Raw genomic sequence first — 22,947 nt, forward strand, 5'->3', positions numbered from 1 at the left:
GCTACCTCAGTGCCGGGCACTGCGCCAGGCGACGATCGATCTCCGCGACCAGTTCGCGATACGCTTCACCACCGACCCCTCCGAACTTCGCCTGAAACTCGTCCCGATTCAGGTCCTCCGGCAGGTCGGCTACCTCCGGGAAGACAGTGTCGATTGGGAAATCAACAGCCAGCCGTTCCTGTAGCGCACGAGCCGAGTCGAGATTGTAAGTGGAGACCCGTGCCAGCTGGATTCCCGCCCGATTGGCGGCGAGGTCGCCGAACGAGAATCCACTCCCACCGTCCTCCGCGTCGAGGACTTCCTTCAGGACGCCGATCTTGTCACTTGTCTGTTCACAGGCGATCAACGCCATGGCCGCGCTCACGTAAAAATGCTTTGTCCAGTCACCTCGACCGCGCAAGTTGACGCCTTGCAGATTGCGCCTCGAAATCTCACGCAACCGATCGTCGAGCACCGGCCCAACCACAGACTCGACCCGTTCGTGCCCCAGGAGAACGGCCAGAGCGACCAGGGCCGATCGGTTCTCGAGGATCGGATCTCCGTCGATCGATCGCTTGCGTGCAAAGTCAAAGGCGCGGCGCAAAAGCTCCGCGAAACGCCCCTCGCCATCTGGCAGATCTTCGGATCCTTCAACGAGATGCCGCACATGCTCCCGAGTCGGCACGATCAGGTTGGGCTTGCCTGAGATCGCTAGCGCGATGGACGGCAAAAAGGTGTTGTTGCATTCGCCGGGCTTGAAAACCGTCTCCACGGCGTCCCCTGTCATGCGCACGGACGCAATGGAGCCCACGATGTTTCGCAGGTCGCGATCGTGACGAATTGTGCTCGCGATCGGTGGTGCAACCAGCCCCAAAACCACCCAGGGGACGCCCACACGGCCGATCGACAAACGATTGGCTTGCACGCTCAGTTCCCCATCATCGATCCGTGCGGATCCGCGAAAATGCAGGTTGAGATACCGAGGTTTACCGCGAACTCGCAGAGCATAAGACAGTTCAGCGTCAGCCAACCCGCCCTCGATCCGAAGACGTGCCTTGGATCCGGGTGAGACTCGAGAGAGCCCCAACCCGACCATTTGGTTCAGGTCTTCGCCGCTCAGGCGGACTCGTCGGGCCCAATCGGCTCCGTCGCGTGTGCCTCGTAGCTTGTTGGCCAGCTTGCGATTCGCCCCCATCCCGACTGCGGTCGGCTCAAAAGCCAAGGGTTCATCCTGCAGGGAGAGCCACCCAACCACGAGGACCAGAACGCCGACCACGCCCAACAACGCCCCGAATTGCGGCCCGAGCCAAAGAATCGCACGGCGACCTCGGACACAGGCTCGACCCACCCAAGCTCCGAGACCGTAGGCTCCGAGTGGCAGAACAAGATGGCCGAGAGCGGGAATCTGCCCCAGTTGCCCCCCACGCACGAGTCCGCAGATCGCGACCCCCGCGCCGACAATCAGGCCAAGGCGTGCCCAGCGTCCGATCCGCATCTCGAGATTGCCCAAGGCCCAGTACGCCAGAACTCCGATGGCGGCAAAGCCCGCCAAGTCCGTCCCCCATTCAAAGATCAATCGCCGCACGATCTGCTCGAGACGCGGAGCATCGGCGTTGACCCAACCCGAAAGGTCCAGGTCATACCTCGACGGATGCTTCCAATAGCCGCTAAGGCACATCCAGGCAACCAGCAAGACAATCGCAACCCGCGCCGGCCACACCAGCAACGCAATCCGATTCCACTCCCCCGTCGGCGAACCTGTCTCGCTCAGCACTCGCACAAAACAGCCCTCGCATTGAAAACGATGAAACTCGAGGCCGGCGTTACAGAGCAGGATTGTAGCCAGGCCCTTCAATGGAAACATCTTGGGAGATTCAGGATTATGAGGGGCCAAGCTGGAGCTCTCACAAAGACCACCCAGCGCTCCCTTTTTACTCCTTTAGAGCGGTTTACGATCGCATTGCGCACGGTGGAGGAAAACGGGGACTGGCTCCCGGCCCGCTTCATGCTCGGCTTTTCCGGACGACCTGGCGGCCGGGTGCCTGTCCCCATTTTCCGGGCCGTCACGGGCGGCCTCGGCGGAAAGGGGGACAGGCACCTCCGCTGCGCTCCGGAGCCAGTCCCCGTTTCCGCACGTGCTCCTGAGTCTTGAGACCAACCACCGTGCGCAACGCATCCGCAAACCGCTCTAGCGACCGACCGGTCGCTGACTCCGTGCCGGTTTGAAGTGCTGGCAGCCAAGCGGCCATCAACCTGGATCACGGACAGGATCCCGGAAGCAACTCCGCCTCCATGCTCGACAGACAAAAAAAAAATGGGAGCGATAAGCTCCCCGCTCGCCTGGGAGGCGAGCGAAAAAGAACCTCGCTCCGAGTGCGATTGGCCTCCGCAACGGGCTCGGGTAAGCTGAGAACAAGAGTTCGGCACGGAGGTGAGGAACGCTCATGACCGAGGACTTCGGAGGGTCTGGTGCCGCATGCTCCGTGGTGAGCCGACGGAGCGTCCTCCGCGCCGGGCGACTCCTCGTGACGGGTCTTGCCTGGCCCCACGTGCTCCGCCTCGATGCGAGCACAAAGGGCCTCGACCGGAGCAATGAGACGGCCGTCATTCAGGTGATCCTCGACGGTGGTCCGTCCCAGATCGAGACCTACGACCCGAAACCGAGCGCACCGGCCGAGTTCCGTGGAGAATTCCGGGCGATTCCGACCTCGGTCCCGGGAATCTATCTCAGCGAGCTCTTTCCCCGCCAGGCGCGGGTGATGGATAAGCTGGCGATCCTCCGGAGCCTGCACCACACGACGTCCGACCATTCGGGGGGGACGCATTGGGTCATGACGGGTTACCCGTCGTCCGACGCGACCCCGCGCGGCAACGAACGGCCGAGCTCCGGTTCGATCGCGGCCCGCATGCTCGGTGCCCGACAACCCGGACTGCCCGCTTATGCCGGGATCCCGCGCGCTCCCCGGTTCGGGCAGGCGGCGTACCTCGGGCCTGGCTTCAACCCATTCTCGCTCGATGGCGATCCAGCCGCGACCGGCAAGGTGCCGAACCTGGCGCCCCCCGACGGGCTCTCGCTCGACCGGCTCGACGACCGCCGCGGCTTGCTCGCCAAGCTCGACCGGCTCGACCGCCGCCGCGATGCCTCGGGCATGATGGAAGGGATGGATCGGTTCACGGCCGAGGCGTACGCCATGGTAACCGGTCCCGCCGCGCGTCGGGCCTTCGACCTGTCGCGGGAGGAATCGAAGACCCGGGATCGCTACGGCCGGACCTCGATCGGGCAGGCCTGCCTGCTCGCCCGCCGACTGGTCGAGGCGGGGGTCACCTTCGTGACGGTCACGGACGGGGCCTGGGATCATCACACCCAGATCGCAACCCATTGCCGAAAGCAACTGCCACCGCTCGACGCTGCGATTGCCAGCCTGGTCGAAGACCTTCACGATCGAGGACTCAGCCAGAGAGTGCTCCTCGTCGTCTGGGGCGAATTCGGCCGCACTCCGCGCGTCAATGGGTTGGGCGGCCGCGACCACTGGCCCGGCTGTATGAGCGCCCTCGTCGCGGGGGGCGGGCTCGTCACCGGCCAGGCCGTGGGAGCGACCAATAGCAAGGGGGAGTCTCCGTCGGATCGCCCCTTGCGTCCTGAAGACCTGCTCCGTACAGTTTATCAGGTCCTCGGTATCGATCCCGCCGCGGAGTTCCCCAACGAAGCCGGCCGCCCCTTGGCTGTCCTGAACCACGGGCAGCCGATCGCCGAGCTTCTTCAAGGATAAGCCGCGCCCGCCACTCATTTTTTTGCCTGCGCTTCTACCTGCCTTCAACGGATGCCCGTTGAAACGATGCCAAGGCCCCTGCCCTCGAGAGCGGCCATGATCACTTCCCTCCGTACCTCAGCTCTGATTGTCCTGCTGTTCGGGATGCTCGGAACCCCAAAATTCGCCCAGGCCCAATGGCCACAGGCCAAGCTCACCAGCCTTTCCCGACTCGGGAGTCGCGTGGGTGAGTCGGTCGATGTCACGCTCAATGGGACCGACCTCGAAGGTGTCCATTCCCTCTGGTTCGATCATCCCGGGCTCCGGGCGTTCCATCTCAAAGCCTCGACGTTTCGAGTCGTTTGCGCCCCTGGCACCCCGGTCGGACACCACGACGTCCGCGCGGTCGGCACCTACGGTGTGACCAACCCCCGCACCTTCGTGGTGGACGACCGGCCCGATCTCGTCGAGAGCGAGCCCAACAATGTGCTGAGCCAGGCGCAGGTCGTCACGCTCAACTCGGTCATCAACGGTCAGATCACCGCGACCGACGTCGACGTTTTCGGATTCGATGGGAAAGCGGGCCAGCGAGTGCTGTTCGAGTTGAACGCCGAACGACTCGAGAGTCGGCTCGACGCTACAATCCACATCCTCAACGCTGCCGGACGCGAGCTGGCGGAGTGCCGCGACGCCCTCGGCGTCGACCCGTTCCTGGACCTGACCTTGCCGGCCGACGGCCGATATTACATCAAGGTCCACGACGTCGTTTATGGTGGGTCGGCTGACCATTCCTATCGCCTGACCTTGAGCGACGGCCCCCACCTCGACGCGATTTTGCCCACGGTTGCCACGCCCGGCGTCCCGACCTCGTTCACGCTGATCGGCCGCAACCTCGGGGGAACGCCTGCCCCCGACCTGCTGATCGATGGGCGGCCGATCGAACGTAAGACGGTCACGATCACGCCCCCCGCCTCGGGCGAGATCGACCCTTTGACCCCTTCACGCCACTTCCTCCCGTCCCAGGCCGCCCCACGACGGGGGTTCGAATACGCACTTACGCTGCCGTCGGGGACCTCGAACCCGCTGTTCATCGCCGAAGCCACCGATCCGGTCGTGCTGGAAGCAGAGCCGAATCAGGACGAGCACGCCCAGATGGTGACGCCCCCTTGTGACATCTCCGGCACCTTTGGCGCACCTAACGACAGCGACATCTACCGATTCTCCGCGCGCAAGGGGGAGGTCTGGTGGATCGAGGCCACGGCCGAGCGTCTCGGTTCCCCCGCCGATCCCGCGTTCCTGATCCAGCAGGTCGTCGCCAAGGCCCCGCCGAAAGACCTCGGGGCAGCCGAGGACACGCCCGACCAGGGAGGCGGAGCGCAGTTCGGGGTCGGTTCCGTTGATGCGTCGCTGCGCTGGCAGGTTCCCGAAGACGGCACCTACCAGGTGGTCGTCAACGACCTTTACTCCTCCCAGCGCGGGGATCCGCGGCTGGTCTACCGGCTCAACATTCGCCCCGAGCGCCCCGATTTCCGGCTCTTCATTGTTCCGGCCAGCGCCACCTTGGTTGACTCGTTGACGATCGCCGCGGGGGGCAGAGCGACAGCCACCGTGGTGGCGTGGCGCACCGATGGTTTTGCCGGCCCAATCCGCGTGGTGGCAGGTGACTTGCCCCCTGGTGTGCGCTGTGAACCCGTGACGATCGCCGCGGGCCAGGTGATGGCCCCGGTCGTGTTCGAGGCCGAGGAGGGTGCCAAGCCTCGCGTCGGGACCGTCCAACTCGTCGGACGGAGCCGATACGGCGACCGCAAGGAAGAGCTCGGCTACGTCTCGGGAGCGACCAAGCTCGGGCCGGACCTCTCCCACCAGGCCATCGCCGGAACCATGATCTGGCCACCGGGCAGTCCGCAAGCCCCGGCGATGGCTCCCGCACGGGTGAGCCGAGGGTTCGTCCTGGCCGTGGTTGACGCCCGCCCGCTGACACTCACCGCCTCGCCACCCACCTTCACCGTGGCCCAAGGACATCAAGTCAACCTGTCCGTCTCGGTTGCGCGACGGGATGGCTTCGCCGAGGCCGTCACCGTCACCGCCGCCGACTTGCCCGCCAACGTGGTCAACGGAACTGCGACCATCGCCAAGGCGGAAACCACCGGCACACTCCCGCTGTTCGTGGCCAAGACCGTGGCACCCGGCGAATACACCTTCCTCTTGCGGGGAACCGGTCCATTTCCGTTCAGCAAGACTCCGGACGCGCAGAAGAAACCGAACATCACCCTGAACGAGCCCTCGAACGCAATCCGGTTGGTGGTCCGCCCCGCCCCCCTGACTTTGACGCTAAACAACAAAGGGGGCGCCCTCAAGCAAGGGGGAACCCTGGAGGTGGACGTAACGATCGCCCGCCAGGGGGGGTTCGCCGACGACCTGACCGTGTCCCTCGTAAGCCCCCCTGCCCTGAAGCTTTCGGCCACGCCGGTGACCATCGCCGCCAGCCAGACGACAGCCAAGTTCGTGGTTCAGGCGGCCGCCGACAGTCCGGTGGGCGCGGTGGCGGGAGCGGCTGTTCGCGCGATCGCGACGGTCCGCGGAGAGCCGATCGAGGTCGATGAACCGCTCGTCCTGACTCTTGGCAAATAGGGCGTGAGTCTCACGCCGTACGCATCCGACCGAGGAGATTCCCCATGCGCCACGCCCTTTGCCTCGTCGCCCTGCTCTTGCTGGGCGCCGATGCCCCTGCCCCCGCCCCCGCCACCACGCCGATCCCGGTGACGGTCCCGACACGTACCGAACCGGTCAGCTACGCCAACGAGGTTGCGGATATCCTCGCCAACAAATGCGTGGGATGTCATAGCGCAGCGTTGGCCGAGAGCAAGCTCGACATCGAAGAGGTGGCCGGGATGCTCAAGGGGGGCAAGCATGGCCCCGCGATCGTTCCGGGCAAGGCCGAAGAGAGCCTTCTCTTCAAGATGGCCTCTCATCAGGTCGAGCCCGTCATGCCCCCCAAGGATAAGAAAAACAACGAACCGCTCACTTCCGCCGAGCTCGGCTTGCTCAAGCTCTGGCTCGACGCGGGCGCCAAGGACGACTCGTCCGAGGAGACGGCCAAGCCGATCGAGCTCGGAACCTTGCCACCGGGCGTGCAGCCGATCGTCGCCGTCGACATGACCGCCAGCGGTGAGCGAGTCGCCGCCGGTCGGGCGAACGTGGTTCAAGTCTACGACGCGGCCTCAGGGCTCGAGATCGCCTCACTCGGCGGCCACAAGGACATCATCCAGTCGGTCCAATTCAGCCCCGATGGCAAGCGGCTGGCGGCAGGCAGCTATCAAGTGGTGACACTCTGGAACGTCCCGAGCGGAGGCCTCGACAAGACGCTCGCCGGCCACACCGAACCGGTCAAGGCCGTCGCCGTTTCGGCCGACGGCAAGACCGCCTTCTCCGCCTCGCCCGACAAGACGGTTCGCGTCTGGAACCTGGCCGACGGCAAACTGAGTCGTCAGATGAACGCGCCTGCCCCCGTGCTGGCGATCGCCCTCTCACCCGACGGCAAGACGCTCGCTCTTGGCGGCCAGGACAACGGTATCAGCCTGTTGAACGCAGCCGACGGCAAGCTCACCGCCACCTTGAAGGGGCATACAGGGCCGGTCAACCGCCTCGCGTTCACCCCCGATGGCGCTCGGCTCGCCTCCGTCTCCTCCGACGGCTCGGGGCGGATCTGGACGCTCCCCCCGGAGGCCGACCTCCAGGCCTCGAAAACGCCTGATGACGTCAAGCTCGCCGATCCCATTGTCCTGGCCAGCCACAAAGGTCCGGTTCAGGCCCTGGCCGTGACGCCTGACGGCCAGCTCATCATCACCGGCGGAGACGATGCCACGGTCCGCCTCTGGAACGTCGCGGACGGTAAGTTGGCGCACACGATCGAGGGTCAGCATTCCGGCCTGGTCCTGGCCGTCGCCGTCAGCCCCGACGGCAAAACGCTGCTGACAGGTTCGGCCGACAAGAACGCTCGGCTCTTCGACCTCCCCACCGGCACCCTTCGCACCACGCTCACCGGTCACAACGGACCGATTCAAAGCGTCGGCTTTTCGCCCAAGGGCGATCGCGTCGTCACTGCGGGGGGAGACGGCGGACTCAAAGTCTGGGACACGGCCGACGGACGGGGGGTCATTGCCTTCGGCCACTCCGCGCCCGATAACGCCGCGATCCAGCCCATTCTGAACGCGGCTTTCTCCGCTGAGGGTTCGCTCATCTCAGCCTCGGCCGACAAGACCCTGAAGACCTGGACCTTCGAGGGTTCATGGTCCGAGATGAAGCCGCTCACACCGCACGTCTTCCGGGTCCTCTCGATCGACTTCAGCCCCGATGGAAAGCTCCTCGCCGCCGGCGGTGGCGAGCCGTCGCGGTCGGGCGAAATCAAAATCTGGGATGTCGAGAAGGCCACCCTGGTTCGCTCGCTCGACTCGCTCCACTCCGACACCGTCTTCGGCGTTCGCTTCAGCCCCGACGGCACCAAGCTCGCCTCGGGCGCGGCGGATAAGTTCCTCAAGGTCACGAACCTGGCCGACGGCAAGGAGCTGAAATCGTTCGAGGGTCACACGCATCACGTCCTGGCCGTCGACTGGAAATCCGACGGCGAGGAACTCGTGTCCGGGGGGGCCGACAACGTCGTCAAGGTCTGGGATTTTGAATCAGGTGAGCAGCTCTTGACGCTTCCCCCAGCCGGCAAGCAAATCACGGCCGTGCGCTGGGTGCCCGGTAAGACCGAGGTCGCCGGCGCCTCGGGCGACAACCTGGTCCGCTTCTGGAACGTCACCACCAGCGCCGAAGGAACCGCCAAAGGCCAGCGCCGGCGACGTGGCGGAGGTGGCGGAGTGCTCCGTACCTTCAGCGGCCCGAGCGACTATGTCTTCAGCGTCGCCGTATCCAAAGACGGCAGCCGCGTCGCCGCCGGTGGCGCGGACAGCGTCCTCTACATCTGGAACGGCCAGAACGCCCAGGTCATCCGCAAGATCGAAGCCCCCGCGCAGGCCCCAGCGACGAAAACGGCCTCCGCCAAGCCTTGACACGCGGAATCACGTGGAAATTCCGGCCCGGCCGTATCCCCTCGGACTCACACCAACCCCGAGGGAATTACGGCCGGGCCGGCCGTGCGACTGTAAACCCACCCGTTGCGGAAACCGCGAAGATCGTCGTTGCTTTCGCTCGATTGCGGATCAATGGATTCAATTCAGGCTCATCCATCGGCAAGCCGATGCATGGTTCATTCTCAACTCATTCGAGTGATCGCCCTGCAGAGCGCTATCGCCCTGATTTTGCCTTCGCCCGGCTCTTGCCGCGTGGCTTATCGCTGGTGGGAGCGGCGGTCTCGTCCGGGAACTTAGCGGGCAGGTCGCTGATCCAGACGGAGCCGTCGCCACAGCCGGCCACGAGTTTGCTCCCGTCGGGGGTGAAGAGAAGTTTCAGGACACCCCCCTCCTTGATGTCATAGGACGCGAGTTGCTTCCCGTGGGCGACGTCCCAGATGAGGATTTTCCGATTGCTCAGCCCGGCAGCGACGCGGCGGCCGTCCGGAGAGACGGCGACGTCGTACACCTGGCCGTCCACGCCGTCGAAGTTGCCCAGCTCGCGCCCGCTCTCCGTGTCCCAGAGCCGGACCGACTTATCGTGACTCCCGGTGACGATCCGCCGACCATCGGGCGTGAAGGCCACGCAGGTGACGGCCCTGGTGTGCCCCTCGTAGCGGATGACCTCTTGCCCGGTCGTCGTATCCCAGAGCCGGCCCAAAGAGTCGAAGTCACCGGTCAGGAGCCAGCGGCCGTCGCGGGACAGGGAAACGGCCCGGACCTCCCGTCCTGAGACTTTGAGACGAAGGAGCTCGCCCCCTTGCGTCGTGTCCCAGAATCGCGCGGTGCCGTCCTGGCTGCCGCTGGCCAGGACCTTTCCGTCCCGGGACAGAGACAGACTGAAGGCCTCTCCTCGGTGTCCTTGCAAGCGGCCAAGGAGCTTGCCGTTCTCGGTGTCGAACAGGTAGATCAAACCGTCCTCGCATGCGACGGCGGCCCGGCGGCCGCCGGGCAAGAGCACGACGCTGAAGACGGCTCCGCGAACGTTGAGCCGCTGTAGCTCGACACCCGTGCCGAAGTCCCAGACGCGGGCCGTGTGGTCCTTGGCCCCTGCGCCTGTGACCAGCTTCTTGCCGTCAGGCGAGAGGGCGAGCGCCCAGACCCAGTCCGTATGCCCTTTGATTAGACGCGGTGCGCCGCCCGACTCCGCCTTCTTGGGCTCCGCTTCTTCGGCCGCCGGTTGCGCCCGGGTCGTCGGCCCGATCCCGATCGAGACGAGTAAGCCGAAAACGGCCCCAATACTCGCTCTTCGCCCCAGCCATTTTCCGCATTCTGGAGCGTCTGGGACCGGACAACCATCGTTTCGCGACGTGAGCTGTTCCGACATAAGTGGACCACTCCTCAATCTGCGGGGAGAAAAGGCCATTTCTAAAGATCAATTCGCGAAGATAATCATGATAGAGTCGGTAGGAGTTCTTGAAAACCCCGCCACGATCTCCCACGAGCCGTCCTGGTCCGTGTTCTTGGCTTTGGATCCGGGGGGGGGGAACATAAACGCCGTTTCATCCATTGGTTCGAGGGCCAGGTAAGCCCACCCCCCGTCGGTGTGCACTTGCAAGAGCGATTACATGAGTCAACAAAAGTGGCAGGTTGGGCTTATCGGGATCGTTTGCCTTCTGCTGGGCGAGGCCGGCAGTGCCGACGAGGTGGTCACCCTGAGCCCGGCGCAACTTTGGACCTACCGGTGGGCCGCCGGCAATGGGTGCCTTCTGGCGGGCGATGCCGACGGCGATGGCCGAGCTGACCTTCTGGCCTTAACGAACCGTGACGGCATCGCCGAGATCGCGCGGACTTCGGCACTGGGCAAGCCAATCCGCCCGGTGCGTGCCCGTCCACCGTTCGGTCTCCCCCCCTTAACGGCCACGTTCGGCCCATTCACGCAGCCAGGCGCTGACGACCTCGTCGTACTTCTCGACGACGGCTCAGTCCACGTCGTCTCCGGGATGGCCACTGGCACCAGTCGGTTCACGAGTGACCACACGGCCGTTCGATTCCCGCAGGGCGAGATCCCCGAAGGCCCCGCCCGCGCTTATGCCGCTGACCTCAATGGCGACGGCCGCCTCGACCTCCTCATCCGAGGGGCGCGCGGTCGACTTCATGTCATGATCAACGAGCGGACCAATGGGACCAGCGTCCGCTTCGCGATCAGGTCGGTGGTCGGCGAGCTGCCGCGGGCACGCCAGCTTGAGGTCGGCCGGTTCGGCGACGATTCGTGCGATAGCCTCGTCTGGATCGACCAGGGTGGGAACCTCCGGCGGGCTCAACTCCGGTTCGAGGCCGGTGGTCCAGGCCGCTTGGATCCCTCCTCCTCACTGCTCAAGGCCGGGGCCGACGATCACCTGGCCGTGGGCCGGTTTCGTGGTGAGAAGACTTCCGACATCATCCTGGGCCGTCGGCTACTGGCCGCGGGCGACCCCGCGAAGGGAGTCGACCTGCCGGCCCTGCCCACACCCGCGCAGGCGCGCGGAGACCTCCGCTGGCTGGTGGCCGACGTCGACGGCAATGGCCGAGACGACCTCATCCGCCAGCGATCCGCGCCCGACTCGGGCACGGGCACAGGCCACGACGTGCTTGTTCACTTCGCCTCGCTCCCGGACGACCGGGCCAAAGGGTTTCTCGCCTCGGACGATGACGGCTTGCTCGACGCCTGGAAATCCGGGGCGGTCCGTCCGGGCGGCCTCGACCTGCCGGCCCTCGGGTGCAAACCAGGGCGAAAGGACTTGATCGTCGAGATCGAGCGATTCGAAAACGTCGACCTCAAGCTGCTCGAGGCGGAAGTGGAGGTCACCGTCCGTTATTTCGCGTCACTGCCGGTCAAAAACCGTGACGGCTCACGGGGCATCGCCCTCCACGCCGTTTACCGCGACCCGACCCCACGCAGCGAGTTCGACGATGTGATCCGCCGGTTCGACGCCCGCTACCCACCCAGGCCGCACCGCGGCGTCGTCCACACCATGTTCTGCGGCGGGCCGGGGGACCCCGGATTCGGGGTGGCGAAAATGATGGGCGACAACGGACGGTTCACAACCAACCCCCAGATTCAGGACGTCATGTCGCATGAGCTCGGCCACCAGCTCGGTCTGAACCACGACGGGTTTCAGCCACACAACAGCCCGACCTACGCCAGCATGATGAGTTACTGCTATCAGAATGGGTTGAACGACCTGCCCGACAAGAAGCAGTTCTCGGACGGGTTGCTCGGCCGAGCTGCGCTGAACGAGCGCCTGCTGTCGGAACGGCTACCGCTTTCCATCGAGAAGGTCGCATTCCTCAATGGTTCGCCGTACCACTTCCGGTTAAGACCGGCGGGAAAGTCGACGCTGATCGACTGGAACTGGAACGGTGTCTTTGGCGAAGAGAATGTAACGGCCGACGTCAACTACAGCCATGGAACTGACGTTGGCCCACGTTACGCGGTCGGCCGGTCGGTGACCACTCCAGTGCTGGTCACGCACGCTCCGGGGGCTGGTGAGCGACTGATCCTGATCCTCGGGCGACCCGCCCCCGGCAGGGCGGCGGAGCTCTCGCCGGAACAGCCCGGAAATCTGCGACTCCGGGTGTGGGAGGGGAAGGACCGCGACAAGGATGGTGCGCGGTGGTCGACGGAGGTGACCATTGAAGAGTCGGGCGTGACGGGCGACCCGTCAGCCGCCTACCTCGGGGGTGCGACATGGATCGCGTATCCAACCAAGGTGGGGATTGCTCTCCGCCGGGTAACGCTCGATCCAGCCGGCAAACCATCGGTGGGCCCAGCGACGCCGATCCCAACCAGCCAAGGGGCTGAGCCCACACTGGCGGCCCTCGGGAGCCGTTTGGTGTTACTGCTCTGGAGGTCACCGGATCGGCCGATCGGGGTCCGGGCGTTGGGAACCGCCGGGTCGCCCCCAACGGTGGGTCGTGAGGAAGCGACGCCGCTCACGAGCCTGGTCCCCGTTGCCGCGACAGCCGGTGCGGCTCGAAGGGGCGTGACGCCACTGTGGATGACGACAATGGAAGGCCCGAGAGACGGTGACACGCGGACGTTCATCCACCGACTGGAGGGTCGACTCGGCAAGGACTTCCGCGAGACGGCCCGCGAGCCGATTCCGGGTTCGTTCACCCCCCACCGGCCGACCTTGCTCTGGACGCCCGAGCGCGGGTTGGGTCCCGACGGGCGTCTCTTCCACTTCAGTGGAGGGACCTACGAGATGGATAACCGAGTCAGCCGGGCCCGCGACCCGTGGGCCCAGCAGATCGTCTCGATGCAGATCGGCTACCCTGAGCTGGGGGGTGGCTGGTTACACCGGCGGTACTATCTCCAGCCCGGCCAGCCGAGCGATGATTTCCTGAGCCGGTCCGCCCCCGGGGTCTGTTGGTTCGGGGGAGACATCGCGTACGCCAACCGCCTGCGCGACGCCGACCCAAGCCAGGACGACTCGGTCGTTGTCGGGTTCTACGGCAGCGGCGCGCTGCCCGAACCGATGGGCGACTTCGACGACATCACTTTTCTCAGCGAAATCGGACTCGGGCACTCGCTTTGGTACGTCACCGAGTAGCAACTCGGCCTGGGGAATGTCCAACAACAAAACAAAAGAAGCAGACCGCTAGCATTCTTTGAATCCCCACACTTCCACCTATAAACTCCGTAAAATCCACACAACAATCGATTATTTTCCCATGATTACTACGACCGTGACACACGGCGATTCGGTCCGTTAAGCTTTGATCCTCGCATTGACTCTGGTAACTTCCGCCGTCGGCACCGGTCCGACCGTTCCAGGAGCTTTCGCGTTGCCTATCCGTGTCCTCGTCACAGGCGATCGGGAGTGGGCCTGCCTTGGCATCGCCGAAGAGATTGTGACCCGATTGGCCAGTCGTTACGGCCCAGAACTGGTGATCGTCCACGGCGGAGCCAAGGGTGTGGATCTGTCCTTCGAGCTCGCCGCACGAGAGCAGGACCTTGCAACCGAGGTGCACGAGGCGGACTGGAAAAAGCATGGGCGAAAAGCAGCGGCGATCAGCAGCCAGGAAATGGTCGACCTCGGCGCCGAGTTAGCCATCGCGGTTCATCGGAACCTCGCGGGAAGCCGGGAGACCAGTGACCGCGTCCGGCGTTGCCTCGAGGCAGGGATCCCGGTTTGGTTGATCGACTCAGAGGAGGTCAAGCCAAGGCGTGTGAAGCAGATTTGAGAGACAAGGTCAGGAACACCGGTCCACTCTTACACTTTGCCGCCTCGGAGCCATCACACGTCAGATTGCAGCCTCCTCATGCAATTATTGCTGCCTCAATGCCATGCAGGGGTAAAGCTTCGCCCAACCCGTTACAATTTCATCAACGAATTATGATTTGTCAGAGGCCAGAATCCGATTTCCCCCGTAGGGTGGGCATGGCCCACCATCCCTATCTCCTTGCCAATTCGAAGGTTAAGATGGTGGGCCGTGCCCACCCTACGGGAATTGTCAGGCCGACGCTGATGCCATGGCCGATCGCATAGAAGTAGGGAAAAACGGGTTCGGCGAAGTCTTACATGCAGGGACAGTTCAACTCCCCGCTGGTCACCTGAGGCTCTCCATCTCCTGAATCAGTCGGTCGAGCTTCGATTCGATCGTTCCGAGCCTTCGCTCATGATCGCCCAGGCGCCGCGCCGTTTTGGGGTCAGGTCGAACACCGGCAGGGCCTGAACTTTTGAGGTCGTCGAGCGACTGGAGGATCTGGTCGAGTTTCTCACCCATCGCTTCCGTGGGTTGCTTACGACTCGCACGTTGGAAGTTGATGCTCTCATCGACGAAGATACGATCTGAGTCGGCGGGGGCAATATCGACTTGTTGACCCGTCGTGGGATCTTTCCGAGTCAGCCCGAGTTTTTCGCTGGAGAGAAACTTGCTGAGGTGACTGACAAGCTTCTCCTTGATCTCGTGACGGTTCAAACCAGCCACTTGCACATCACCGTAAAAACCGAGCGAGATCGTCCCATCAGGTCGGACCAAACGATCGCCGGCGATTGGACGTCCCTGAATCGCCTCCAGGACTTCGATCACCAACCGATCTCCCGGCTGAACTTTGGGCGGCCCATCCGCAACTGCGGACGGTACGGATGTTGGCGATCGGGCATTCCAAGAGTCATCCACGAAAAGGCGGTCCGAATCCTGAGGGGCGACTGGCACCAACTTGTCATCATTGGGATCCTCGGGATCCCCCGGATCGAGTCTCGTGAGCCCCAGGTAGTCCTCGGAGATGTACTTCCGAAGATGTTCAACAAGCTTTGCCTTGATCTCATGGCGATTCAAACCGGCCACGTCGAGGTCGCCATAAAAGCCCAACGAGACTGTCCCATCAGGTCGTACGATGCGCTCGCCGCTGATCGGACGTCCCGGCAAGGCTTCGAGCACTTCGATTAACAAGGTATCCCCAGGCTTGATTCGCGCAGGAGGCTGGAGCCCCATCGCCAATCGCTGACTCGCCTGTTCCGCGGCCGCTGCAGGTTGTGGCTCAGGTTTTGGTTGTTCATTTTCGGCCATCACGCGCGGGCCGAGAGATAACCCCAAGCCGCAGGCAGCGGCGACCACCCCGAAACCCAGCGCTACCGTGAATATTTTTTTCAATGTCATCTCCTTGATTGCGGCTTCGATCAGGATCGATGTGGCCATCGAACCCGCTCCGTTTCGGATCGCGTTCGCCACGGTGGCACGGGACAACGAGTCCGGCACCCCGTGACGCAACGCTCCCTCAAGCCCGAAGACCAACGGCGTGAGACCGCGCCGAGCGAGCCGTTCCCGCAGTCTTTTCCGGCCTCGGGAGAGCCGACTCTCGATCGTCCCCACCGGGCAGCCAAGCTGCTCGGCCGCAACCTCGTGGGTCAGCCCCCCGAGATCACAGAGTTCAACCGCGGCCCGGAATGGCCCGGGGAGCCGTTCCACTTCCTCATCGATCGCCGTCAGCAACTCCCGGCGCTCGGCATCGAGGTGCCAGCCTGTTTCCACCGGCTCTCCCCCCGGCACCCCCTTTTCTCGACGCGTGCGCCGAGCACGCTCCGTTCGCGCCTTGGCGGCGACCCGACGGCTGACCCCATAGAGCCAGCGGCCGAGCGAGTCGTCGACCCGCACCGATCCTGCCTTGCGCACCAAGACCAGGAACGTGGCCTGAAAGGCGTCGGCAACATCGTTGGGCTCACGCAAGACCCTCCGACAAACGCCCAGCACCATCGGACCGTGCCGTGCCACCAATACGGCAAAAGCAATCTCGGCTTCAGGCTTCCCGTACTGACTTTGGAACCGTTCGAGCAGTTGAGCATCGCTCGCCCCTCCGGCCGCTCCTGAGTTGAGTACGGTGCGAACATGCTGCATCACAGCCGAGGACTCCCTCGTGCTCATCAGTCCCTCCCGTCGTCGTGCCCCTCTTAAATGCATGCCCGACCATGCGGGAATCCTTCCCGACGATCGAAAAAAAACTTCGGACTCGGGTCAGCGAGACCGTCGAGGCCAAGGCAGGAGACAAGCCGCCCAAAGTCGCGACAGGTTGTAGGACGACTTGTCCAAGAGCGGAGTCCAATCGCTCCGCAAGCCGCAGTTGGAGAAACGAAGGGGGTCACACAGCCGGAGCATCAACGGCGCACTGAGCTGCGTTCGCACGACGGCATCGGCGAATCGCAACCCACTGGTGCGGCGCCGTTGATCCCGACCGCTTCGTTGCCACGGCGAGACGTGGCTGCGCCGACGGCACACCACCCATGGCATCAATCAATTCCACCAACCAAATACACATGCCCATCATTTCAACTAACGCTCAAGGATCAAGACGACCTCGTCATGGCTCCCCGCGTGGCCAGGCAGGTTGATCACAAACGCGGCTTTCATAATCCAGCCGTGATGAGCCTGTTCGTTGAGAGTCGCTTCCATGCTCGCGAAGTTGATCTTTCCCGAGGCGCTGTGATCCCTCTGGCCGAGGACCTTGTACTGCTTCGATCCATCGTCCGGGCGGGGAAGATCCGGCCGCCTCAACGAGTCGACCCCCGAGGCGGGGGCCGGTTCGGAGGCGGTCGTGGTCGCGGTCACTTCGGGACTCGACCAGTCCAGCCCCTCAACTTTCAAGGCGTCGGGGTGGGCGGAATGGATTGACTCCGTCTTCGCCAGGTTCGCGGACTTGGCGAGCGTGCCGGGGATGGTCAGGATCGTCCCGCAATGGGGGCATTTGGTCTTCCGTCCTGCCATCTCCTCTTTGGACTTCAGAGGCTTGCCACATTCGCAGTTGAATGAGATCGACATCGCGTGGACTCCGAATATCTGGACAGAGTACTTTGAGCCCTGACCGATCCACTGTACCCGCAATCGCCCCACAAGGCGGTCATACCATGACAGGCTGGCCAGGCCAAGCGGGACGAACATCGCCGGAGTGAGAAATCTGTCGACGGCCGCAAATGCGTTCCGGTCGGGAGCGGGTCAGCGATGGTTCCGGAATCGAGCTCCCGCGATTGGGGATGGCCACATCGCAAGGGCGGCATCGAGTCGCGAGCGGACTCACGGCCTGGATGCTTCAGACCGAGAAAAACGGCAAAAGAGGCACGTCAGATTTCCTGAGTCTGCGATTGATCCAGTGGTGTGTGGCGAATTCGTGGACCTACGAAAAGAAGAATCTTACAAATCAATATACATAAAATTCGCTCAAATTTGATTTCATTCAAAACACAAATCAGGGCAGTCACCGAAATGGTTCATCGTCTGGTTCATGATCGCCCTGGCGCTGCACTGTTGCGATGGCTACCGCCAAGTCTTCCGATGGCTCGGTCCACTTCGTCAGGGACAACTTCAACGTGGAAAAATCACGCAAATCGCTTTGTTTCCCCAAAATTCGTTGCGACGAGTGCCGTGGTTGACCGATATCGAGAGTGGACCCATCGTGCTTGGCCCGGGTCGACTTCGATACCTACAAACGCGCAACCAGAAACGCTCGGCCCACTGACGAGCGTTCTCACCTCGGTCTGGCACACACGCTGCGATAACGGCGAACACGAATCACCCAGCTCGTCCGTCTCTCGGATGAATCCGGCCGATTCCTGTCCCTCGAGGATCGTTTCGATGCTGTTGTTCTTACTGCGGACGTTGAACCTCAAGCGGGGCCCACGGCTCGCCCCCGAACGACTCGCGCAGATCCAGCAGCAACGGTTAAAAGCTCTGGTCCGTCGCACGATTCGGGGATCCGCGTTCTACCGGGAGAAGTACCGGGGGATCGACTGCAATCGGTTCACCCTGGGGGATCTGCCCCCCACCAACAAGGGTGAACTGATGGCGAACTTCGACCGCGTGGTCACCGACCCGGCGGTCACTCGCGCGGGGATCGAACGTTTCATCGACGTTCCCGAGAACGCTGGCCACCACTTTCTCGACCGGTACGTCGTCAGCCATACCTCTGGCAGCCAGGGACAACCGATGTTGATCGTCCAGGACCAACGGTCCCTGGAATTGGCGTTTCGGCTCCAGATGACGCGAGGCAACAACGAACCGGTCGGAGTGCGGGAGGGGATCAGCCGTCTCATCGATCCGGTCCGTTTGGCGGTCGTGACCCTGAAGCGAGGCTTCTATCCCTCGGCGACGCTCTTTCAGCACATGCCGGCTGCCGCGCGACGGTATGTCAACGTGCTCTGGCTGTCGCAAACGGACCCGGACCTCAACCGCCGGCTCAACGACTTCCGGCCTCAGGTCCTGACGGGCTATGCCGGCGTGCTGGAGATGCTCGCCCTGGAAGCCGAGGCCGGTCGGCTTCGACTGGAGCCCGAGCTGCGTCAGGTGGTCAACAACAGCGAGGCGTTGACCGACCGGGCCAAGGCTCGGATCCAATCAGCTTTCGGTCTTCACGTCATGAACAACTATGCGACTGGCGAATGCACATTTTTGAGCAATGGCTGTCCGACGGACGCGGGAGCCCACGTCAACTCCGATTGGGCCATCATGGAAGTGGTCGATGATGAGTACCGTCCTGTGCCGGACGGCAGGCCCGGCCAGAAGGTCCTGATCACCAACCTGGCGAACGGCGTGCAGCCGTTCATTCGCTATGAGGTGGGCGACGTTGTCACCATGGCCGACACCCCCTGCCATTGTGGGAGCCGACTTCCTCGCATCGCGCGAATCGAGGGCCGGGCCGCGGATGTCTTCTGGGTCGGCGAGGGGTCCCGACACCGACGCATGATCAACCTCGTGTTCGCCCACGCGTTCGAGTACTTACGCGACGTCCGTGAGTGGCAGGCGATCCAGCGGGATCGTCACCGAGTCGTGGTCCGCCTCGAACCCCTCCGGGGTGCAACAGTCGACCTGACCAGGGCGCGGAAGGCCCTCGATCGCGAGCTGACCACCTATGACTTCCAGGACGTTCAGGTCGAGTTCGAGGTGGTGCCCCAGCTTGCGGCCGACCCGGCCACCGGGAAGTTTCGGCGGATGATCAGCCTGGTCTCCGACCAGGCCAAAGCCGGGCCTCCTCAGCGCCCGCTGATCGGGCGTGGGATGATTGGCCAAGCGATAGAACCACGCCGCACGCATCGGCCCACCCCGACCAATGCCACGCGAGGGTAGGCCGTCAGGCCGGTGTCCGATCCTGGACTCTCCTACCAAGGTTCCGGCAGCATAGAAGTAACTAACCATCAATCGTTGATACCACGACTGCTCTCGGACGGGCAGAAAGCGGTACAGTCGGTGGCCATGCACCCAAACTGGGCAAACCAGGAGGCTTGAGCAGGCTGCCGAGACTCGCGGACACGTTTGCAGGCTTGCCAAATTCTCCAGATCTCCCAATTGAAGTGCATGGCTACTGATGATGGTCCTCCAAGCGAGTAAGTCACGACTAGCAACCCATTCGACATTTACTTGCGATGGTGAGCGAAATACTGCCTAGAGGACTCTCGAATCGGAAAGGGCTAGTTGTCTCGAACTGTTGACAGCGATCGTCTGAGAAAATGCTTACGCAATCCAGGCCGAACTGGGTGAAAGGACGCAGAATGCCGTTTGATGCTGTTCCCGCCGTCGTGTCGGCGGGAACGAGTGATCTGCAGCCCTGTGTCCATCACTACCATATGACCATTGGCGACGGAGTCCTCGGCTCATGGAAACCCTTCACGAAATTGAGGGTCCCTCCAGCCCATGTGTACTGCTCTCGGTAAGCGGTGACGACTTGTGCTCCAGCTCCATCGTCCACCTTAGGCCAAACCCTTAGGTCGATCATCCAACCACCGGGAATTGGGGTAACTTCGTGGATGAAGATTGACCATCCAAAGATCCTGCCGGGAAATTCGTCAGTGCCAATCCAGTTGAAAAACTGGATCCGAGCGTCGGGTATAGGCCGGAATCGCGATATGACGGTCACAGCCTCCTTGAAAAGTTCGTCTTCTTTGGGAGTCCGGGGTTTGGTATCCCCTCGCATCGGCTGAGGTTCGATTGTATAGAGATTAGCTGGGTTATCAAGCCCTTCTAATTTGGCGAGTGCCTCGGGGCTGGGGATGAAGGTTGACTTCGGTTGAGCTTGGATCACCGTTCGCTTTGCCTTACCGCTCTTATTGGGCGTCGAGGCAACCAAGTAGCCAGCAGTGAGAAGAACACCCACCAAAGCTACACTACTGATTCTTCGCTTGCACATACTTTAGCTCCTTTGTCATTCCAACTGATATTCCGTATTGTCGGTTTTCTAAACCTAAAATCCCACGAACCAAGAGGCACTGTCAGAGGCAAATTGGGTGTGCAACCAGTGGAAAATGCGAGCCGGTAGTGTTGCTTACATGAAAAGAAAATATTGCCAACAGGCACCGTTGCAAAGTCCGCAGATGAGGTGTACGACGCATGTTCATCGTGGATCTCCGAGCCGACAAGGTGCAGTGAAGGCTGAGGTGCAAACGGGCCCCAAAGCGAGTCAGGCAATCCCATCCCCATTCCTATCTGATTTGTGAGCTTTTCTTGCACCAACCCAATTATTGCTGGTCCAGCTGGGACTACTCCAGTGTGAATCTTGGTTTTAACTGTAATCGTACCCGGATGTGTAACTGGCACTCCTACGCCGTTTGGTGGACTTATAAGATAAAAAGAATCCGGCGCGGCAATCGTGACTGTCTTCGGGAGTATCGACGGAAGGGGGCGGGGCCGTCCCATTCCTGGATCCATATACGTAACTTCTAACGTAATATTATAAATTCCTGGCGCATGGGCTTTAAACGTCTGACTCGCGCTTGATCCGATATAGGTCTCTGGCAATGTACAGTCTGCGATAGTGCTTCCAATCTTCCAATTATAACTTTGGATTGGGTCCGTGTTTCCTGTTAAGTCTGGGGAACCCTGATATGTGGCGCCGATTGTTAATTGGGACTGAGGAGGCGTAAACAAAAAATCGCTGATCCTCGCCCAAGTTGTGGTCGCTGTCATGGTGAAGACAATCGCGATAACCCGTGGGCACATGACTCGCAAAAGTGTTCGCTTGGCCATGGGTGTAGTCCTGAGGGGCCGACTCATTCGTCAATTCAATAAGCTAATGCTTGAAATCCTTGTAGTCTAAAAAATGTTGCCTCGTCAACGATAAAATTTGTCCATTCCGGCGAACTGGCCTCAATGGGACGGTGAAAATTGTCAGTCAGGGCCAGGATTGGCACTTCGACTCATCCCAGAAAGTTCAGCCATGACTACTGAAGACGTCGCCGGGTACAGTCGGTGGCCATGCCCCCAAACTGGGCAAACCAGGAATACAGTCGGTGGCCATGCACCAAAATTGAGCAAACTAGGAAGTTTGAGCAGGTCGTAAAGACTCGCGGACACGCTTACAGTTTTTCCAAATTCTCCAGACTTCCCAATTGAAGTGCATGGCTACCTTTACTGTATTGGCCTCTTGACTCACTATAAGAGTATTGGGAATATTTACTTCCGTCTCCGATGTATTTCGGAAGGGAGTTGACAATGGACCAGCGATACAAGAGCCGTTTGAAGGAGATGATGGCCCAGGCGGAGGTCGATCCCAAGCTGATCGACGGGTTCTCTTCCCGCCTCGAGACGTTCGTCCAACCGTTCTCGGCGTCGCTGGCCGTGCCCCAGCAGAAGCGGCACACGGTCGAGTATCTTACCGGACTCCTCTCGAGGCTCGAGCACAAAACAGGTGAAGGGATCGCCTATCTCTTCGACCAAGAACGGCAAGGCCTCCAGACGTTTATCGGGCAGGTCCCGTGGGACGACGCGCCCCTGCTCAGGACACTGGCCACCCAGATCGGCGAAGACTTGGGCGAATCCGATGGAGTGATCGTGTTCGATCCCTCGGCCTTCGTCAAGAAGGGGAACATGTCGGTGGGCGTCGCGAGGCAGTGGTGCGGCCGACTCGGCAAAGTGGAGAATTGCCAGGTCGGAATTTACATGGCATACGCATCGCGAAAAAATTACGCAATTGTTAGTGTGCGTCTCTATCTTCATGAGGAATGGACGAAAGATCGGCGGAGGTGCAAAGCCGCCGGAGTCCCCAAGGAGACCAAGTTTCGCACCCGCCATGAATTGGCGTTGGAGATGCTGGATGAGCACGGATCTCTTCTGCCCCACTCATGGGTGACGGGGACGACGAGATGGGCCGCCCGGCTAGTTTTCGCCTGGATTTGAGGCCCGAGGCGAACGCTATCTGTTGGCAGTCCTGTCGAACACATTGGTCCGCGACCTCGAGGAAACTCCGCCGGCCTACTCGGGCCGCGGACGATATCCCATGAATCCGTTCTCGCGTCTGGATCGCTGGTGCGGTCAGTTGCCGGAGTCCGCCTGGACGACGATCGAGGTCCGGGACGCTGAGAAAGGGCCACTGAAAGTGGACGTGGTGAAACGGCGTGTTCAGGCGCGTTCGCCGACGGGTGGAACGGGTCCGGAGGAGTTACTGTTCATCATGCGGGAGCGGCAATCGGACGAAAAATTTAAGCATGATTATTATTTATCGAATACAATGTCTGAGACTTTGCTGAAGGAATTGGCCCGAGTGGCGAAGGCGGAACATCGAGTTGAGGAATGCTTCAAGCGTGCGAAGAGTGAGTCGGGCTTGGGGACTATCAAGTAAGGAACTGGCTCGGTTGGCATCATCACCAAACCCTGGCGCTGCTGGCCGCGTGGTTCCTGAATCAGGAGACGCGGCGGGGGAA

Annotated in this window: 12 protein-coding genes; 8 read left to right on the top strand and 4 right to left on the bottom strand. The window is 62.1% G+C overall.

The genetic code is table 11. The features are described 5' to 3' along the window. Position 1: 1 nt before the first annotated feature. Positions 2–1,843: a hypothetical protein gene (locus V5E97_RS21060; protein WP_406693495.1), complete on the bottom strand. Its 1,842-nt coding sequence runs from the start codon at positions 1,841–1,843 to the stop codon at positions 2–4. 580 nt (positions 1,844–2,423) lie between these two features. Between V5E97_RS21060 and V5E97_RS21065 the strand changes: the two genes are divergently transcribed. From V5E97_RS21065 to V5E97_RS21075, 3 genes are all read left to right on the top strand, one after another. Beyond that, positions 2,424–3,749, top strand: coding sequence for a DUF1501 domain-containing protein (locus V5E97_RS21065; protein WP_406693496.1), 1,326 nt, complete (start codon positions 2,424–2,426; stop codon positions 3,747–3,749). Between the two features lie 96 nt (positions 3,750–3,845). Then, on the top strand, positions 3,846–6,359 hold the full coding sequence (locus V5E97_RS21070) for a pre-peptidase (RefSeq protein WP_406693497.1): 2,514 nt from the start codon (positions 3,846–3,848) through the stop codon (positions 6,357–6,359). 44 nt (positions 6,360–6,403) lie between these two features. Then, complete coding sequence (locus V5E97_RS21075; RefSeq protein ID WP_406693499.1) at positions 6,404–8,782, top strand: c-type cytochrome domain-containing protein; 2,379 nt, start codon at positions 6,404–6,406, stop codon at positions 8,780–8,782. A 235-nt stretch (positions 8,783–9,017) separates the two neighbouring features. Here the strand turns inward: V5E97_RS21075 and V5E97_RS21080 are convergent, their stop codons facing one another. Further along, the gene (locus V5E97_RS21080; protein ID WP_406693500.1) at positions 9,018–10,169 is read right to left on the bottom strand and encodes a WD40 repeat domain-containing protein; all 1,152 of its coding nucleotides are present in this window, start codon (positions 10,167–10,169) and stop codon (positions 9,018–9,020) included. Between the two features lie 241 nt (positions 10,170–10,410). Here V5E97_RS21080 and V5E97_RS21085 point away from each other — a divergent pair, with 241 nt between their 5' ends. After that, positions 10,411–13,377: an FG-GAP repeat domain-containing protein gene (locus V5E97_RS21085; RefSeq protein WP_406693501.1), complete on the top strand. Its 2,967-nt coding sequence runs from the start codon at positions 10,411–10,413 to the stop codon at positions 13,375–13,377. A gap of 235 nt (positions 13,378–13,612) precedes the next feature. After that, a complete protein-coding gene (locus V5E97_RS21090; protein WP_406693502.1) occupies positions 13,613–14,011 on the top strand; it encodes a DUF2493 domain-containing protein in 399 nt (132 codons plus the stop codon). Between the two features lie 366 nt (positions 14,012–14,377). Here V5E97_RS21090 and V5E97_RS21095 read toward each other — a convergent pair whose 3' ends face one another. Then, positions 14,378–16,192 (bottom strand): sigma-70 family RNA polymerase sigma factor, encoded by a 1,815-nt coding sequence (locus tag V5E97_RS21095; protein WP_406693503.1) that lies wholly within the window; start codon positions 16,190–16,192, stop codon positions 14,378–14,380. Positions 16,193–16,597: 405 nt separating this feature from the next. Further along, positions 16,598–17,083 (bottom strand): DUF4177 domain-containing protein, encoded by a 486-nt coding sequence (locus V5E97_RS21100; RefSeq protein WP_406693504.1) that lies wholly within the window; start codon positions 17,081–17,083, stop codon positions 16,598–16,600. Between the two features lie 810 nt (positions 17,084–17,893). Here V5E97_RS21100 and V5E97_RS21105 point away from each other — a divergent pair. From V5E97_RS21105 to V5E97_RS21115, 3 genes are all read left to right on the top strand, one after another. Further along, entirely contained in the window at positions 17,894–19,381 is a 1,488-nt protein-coding gene (locus tag V5E97_RS21105) for a phenylacetate--CoA ligase family protein (protein ID WP_406693505.1), read from the top strand. A 2,358-nt stretch (positions 19,382–21,739) separates the two neighbouring features. Next, on the top strand, positions 21,740–22,423 hold the full coding sequence (locus tag V5E97_RS21110; RefSeq protein WP_406693506.1) for an IS701 family transposase: 684 nt from the start codon (positions 21,740–21,742) through the stop codon (positions 22,421–22,423). Between the two features lie 22 nt (positions 22,424–22,445). Next, positions 22,446–22,865 (top strand): hypothetical protein, encoded by a 420-nt coding sequence (locus tag V5E97_RS21115; RefSeq protein WP_406693507.1) that lies wholly within the window; start codon positions 22,446–22,448, stop codon positions 22,863–22,865. The last annotated feature ends 82 nt before the right edge of the window (positions 22,866–22,947 follow it).

Origin of the sequence: Singulisphaera photorubra, from assembly GCF_045290345.1 — a bacterium.
In the GTDB taxonomy this organism is placed as follows: domain Bacteria; phylum Planctomycetota; class Planctomycetia; order Isosphaerales; family Isosphaeraceae; genus Singulisphaera.

Excerpts from the sequence above, each read along its gene's own strand:
- V5E97_RS21060 (WP_406693495.1), bottom strand. The coding sequence starts at position 1,843 with ATGTTTCCATTGAAGGGCCTGGCTACAATCCTGCTCTGTAACGCCGGC.
- V5E97_RS21080 (WP_406693500.1), bottom strand. The coding sequence starts at position 10,169 with ATGTCGGAACAGCTCACGTCGCGAAACGATGGTTGTCCGGTCCCAGAC.
- V5E97_RS21085 (WP_406693501.1), top strand. The coding sequence starts at position 10,411 with ATGAGTCAACAAAAGTGGCAGGTTGGGCTTATCGGGATCGTTTGCCTT.
- V5E97_RS21100 (WP_406693504.1), bottom strand. The coding sequence starts at position 17,083 with ATGTCGATCTCATTCAACTGCGAATGTGGCAAGCCTCTGAAGTCCAAA.
- V5E97_RS21095 (WP_406693503.1), bottom strand. The coding sequence starts at position 16,192 with ATGAGCACGAGGGAGTCCTCGGCTGTGATGCAGCATGTTCGCACCGTA.
- V5E97_RS21070 (WP_406693497.1), top strand. The coding sequence starts at position 3,846 with ATGATCACTTCCCTCCGTACCTCAGCTCTGATTGTCCTGCTGTTCGGG.
- V5E97_RS21110 (WP_406693506.1), top strand. The coding sequence starts at position 21,740 with ATGGACCAGCGATACAAGAGCCGTTTGAAGGAGATGATGGCCCAGGCG.
- V5E97_RS21105 (WP_406693505.1), top strand. The coding sequence starts at position 17,894 with ATGCTGTTGTTCTTACTGCGGACGTTGAACCTCAAGCGGGGCCCACGG.
- V5E97_RS21075 (WP_406693499.1), top strand. The coding sequence starts at position 6,404 with ATGCGCCACGCCCTTTGCCTCGTCGCCCTGCTCTTGCTGGGCGCCGAT.
- V5E97_RS21065 (WP_406693496.1), top strand. The coding sequence starts at position 2,424 with ATGACCGAGGACTTCGGAGGGTCTGGTGCCGCATGCTCCGTGGTGAGC.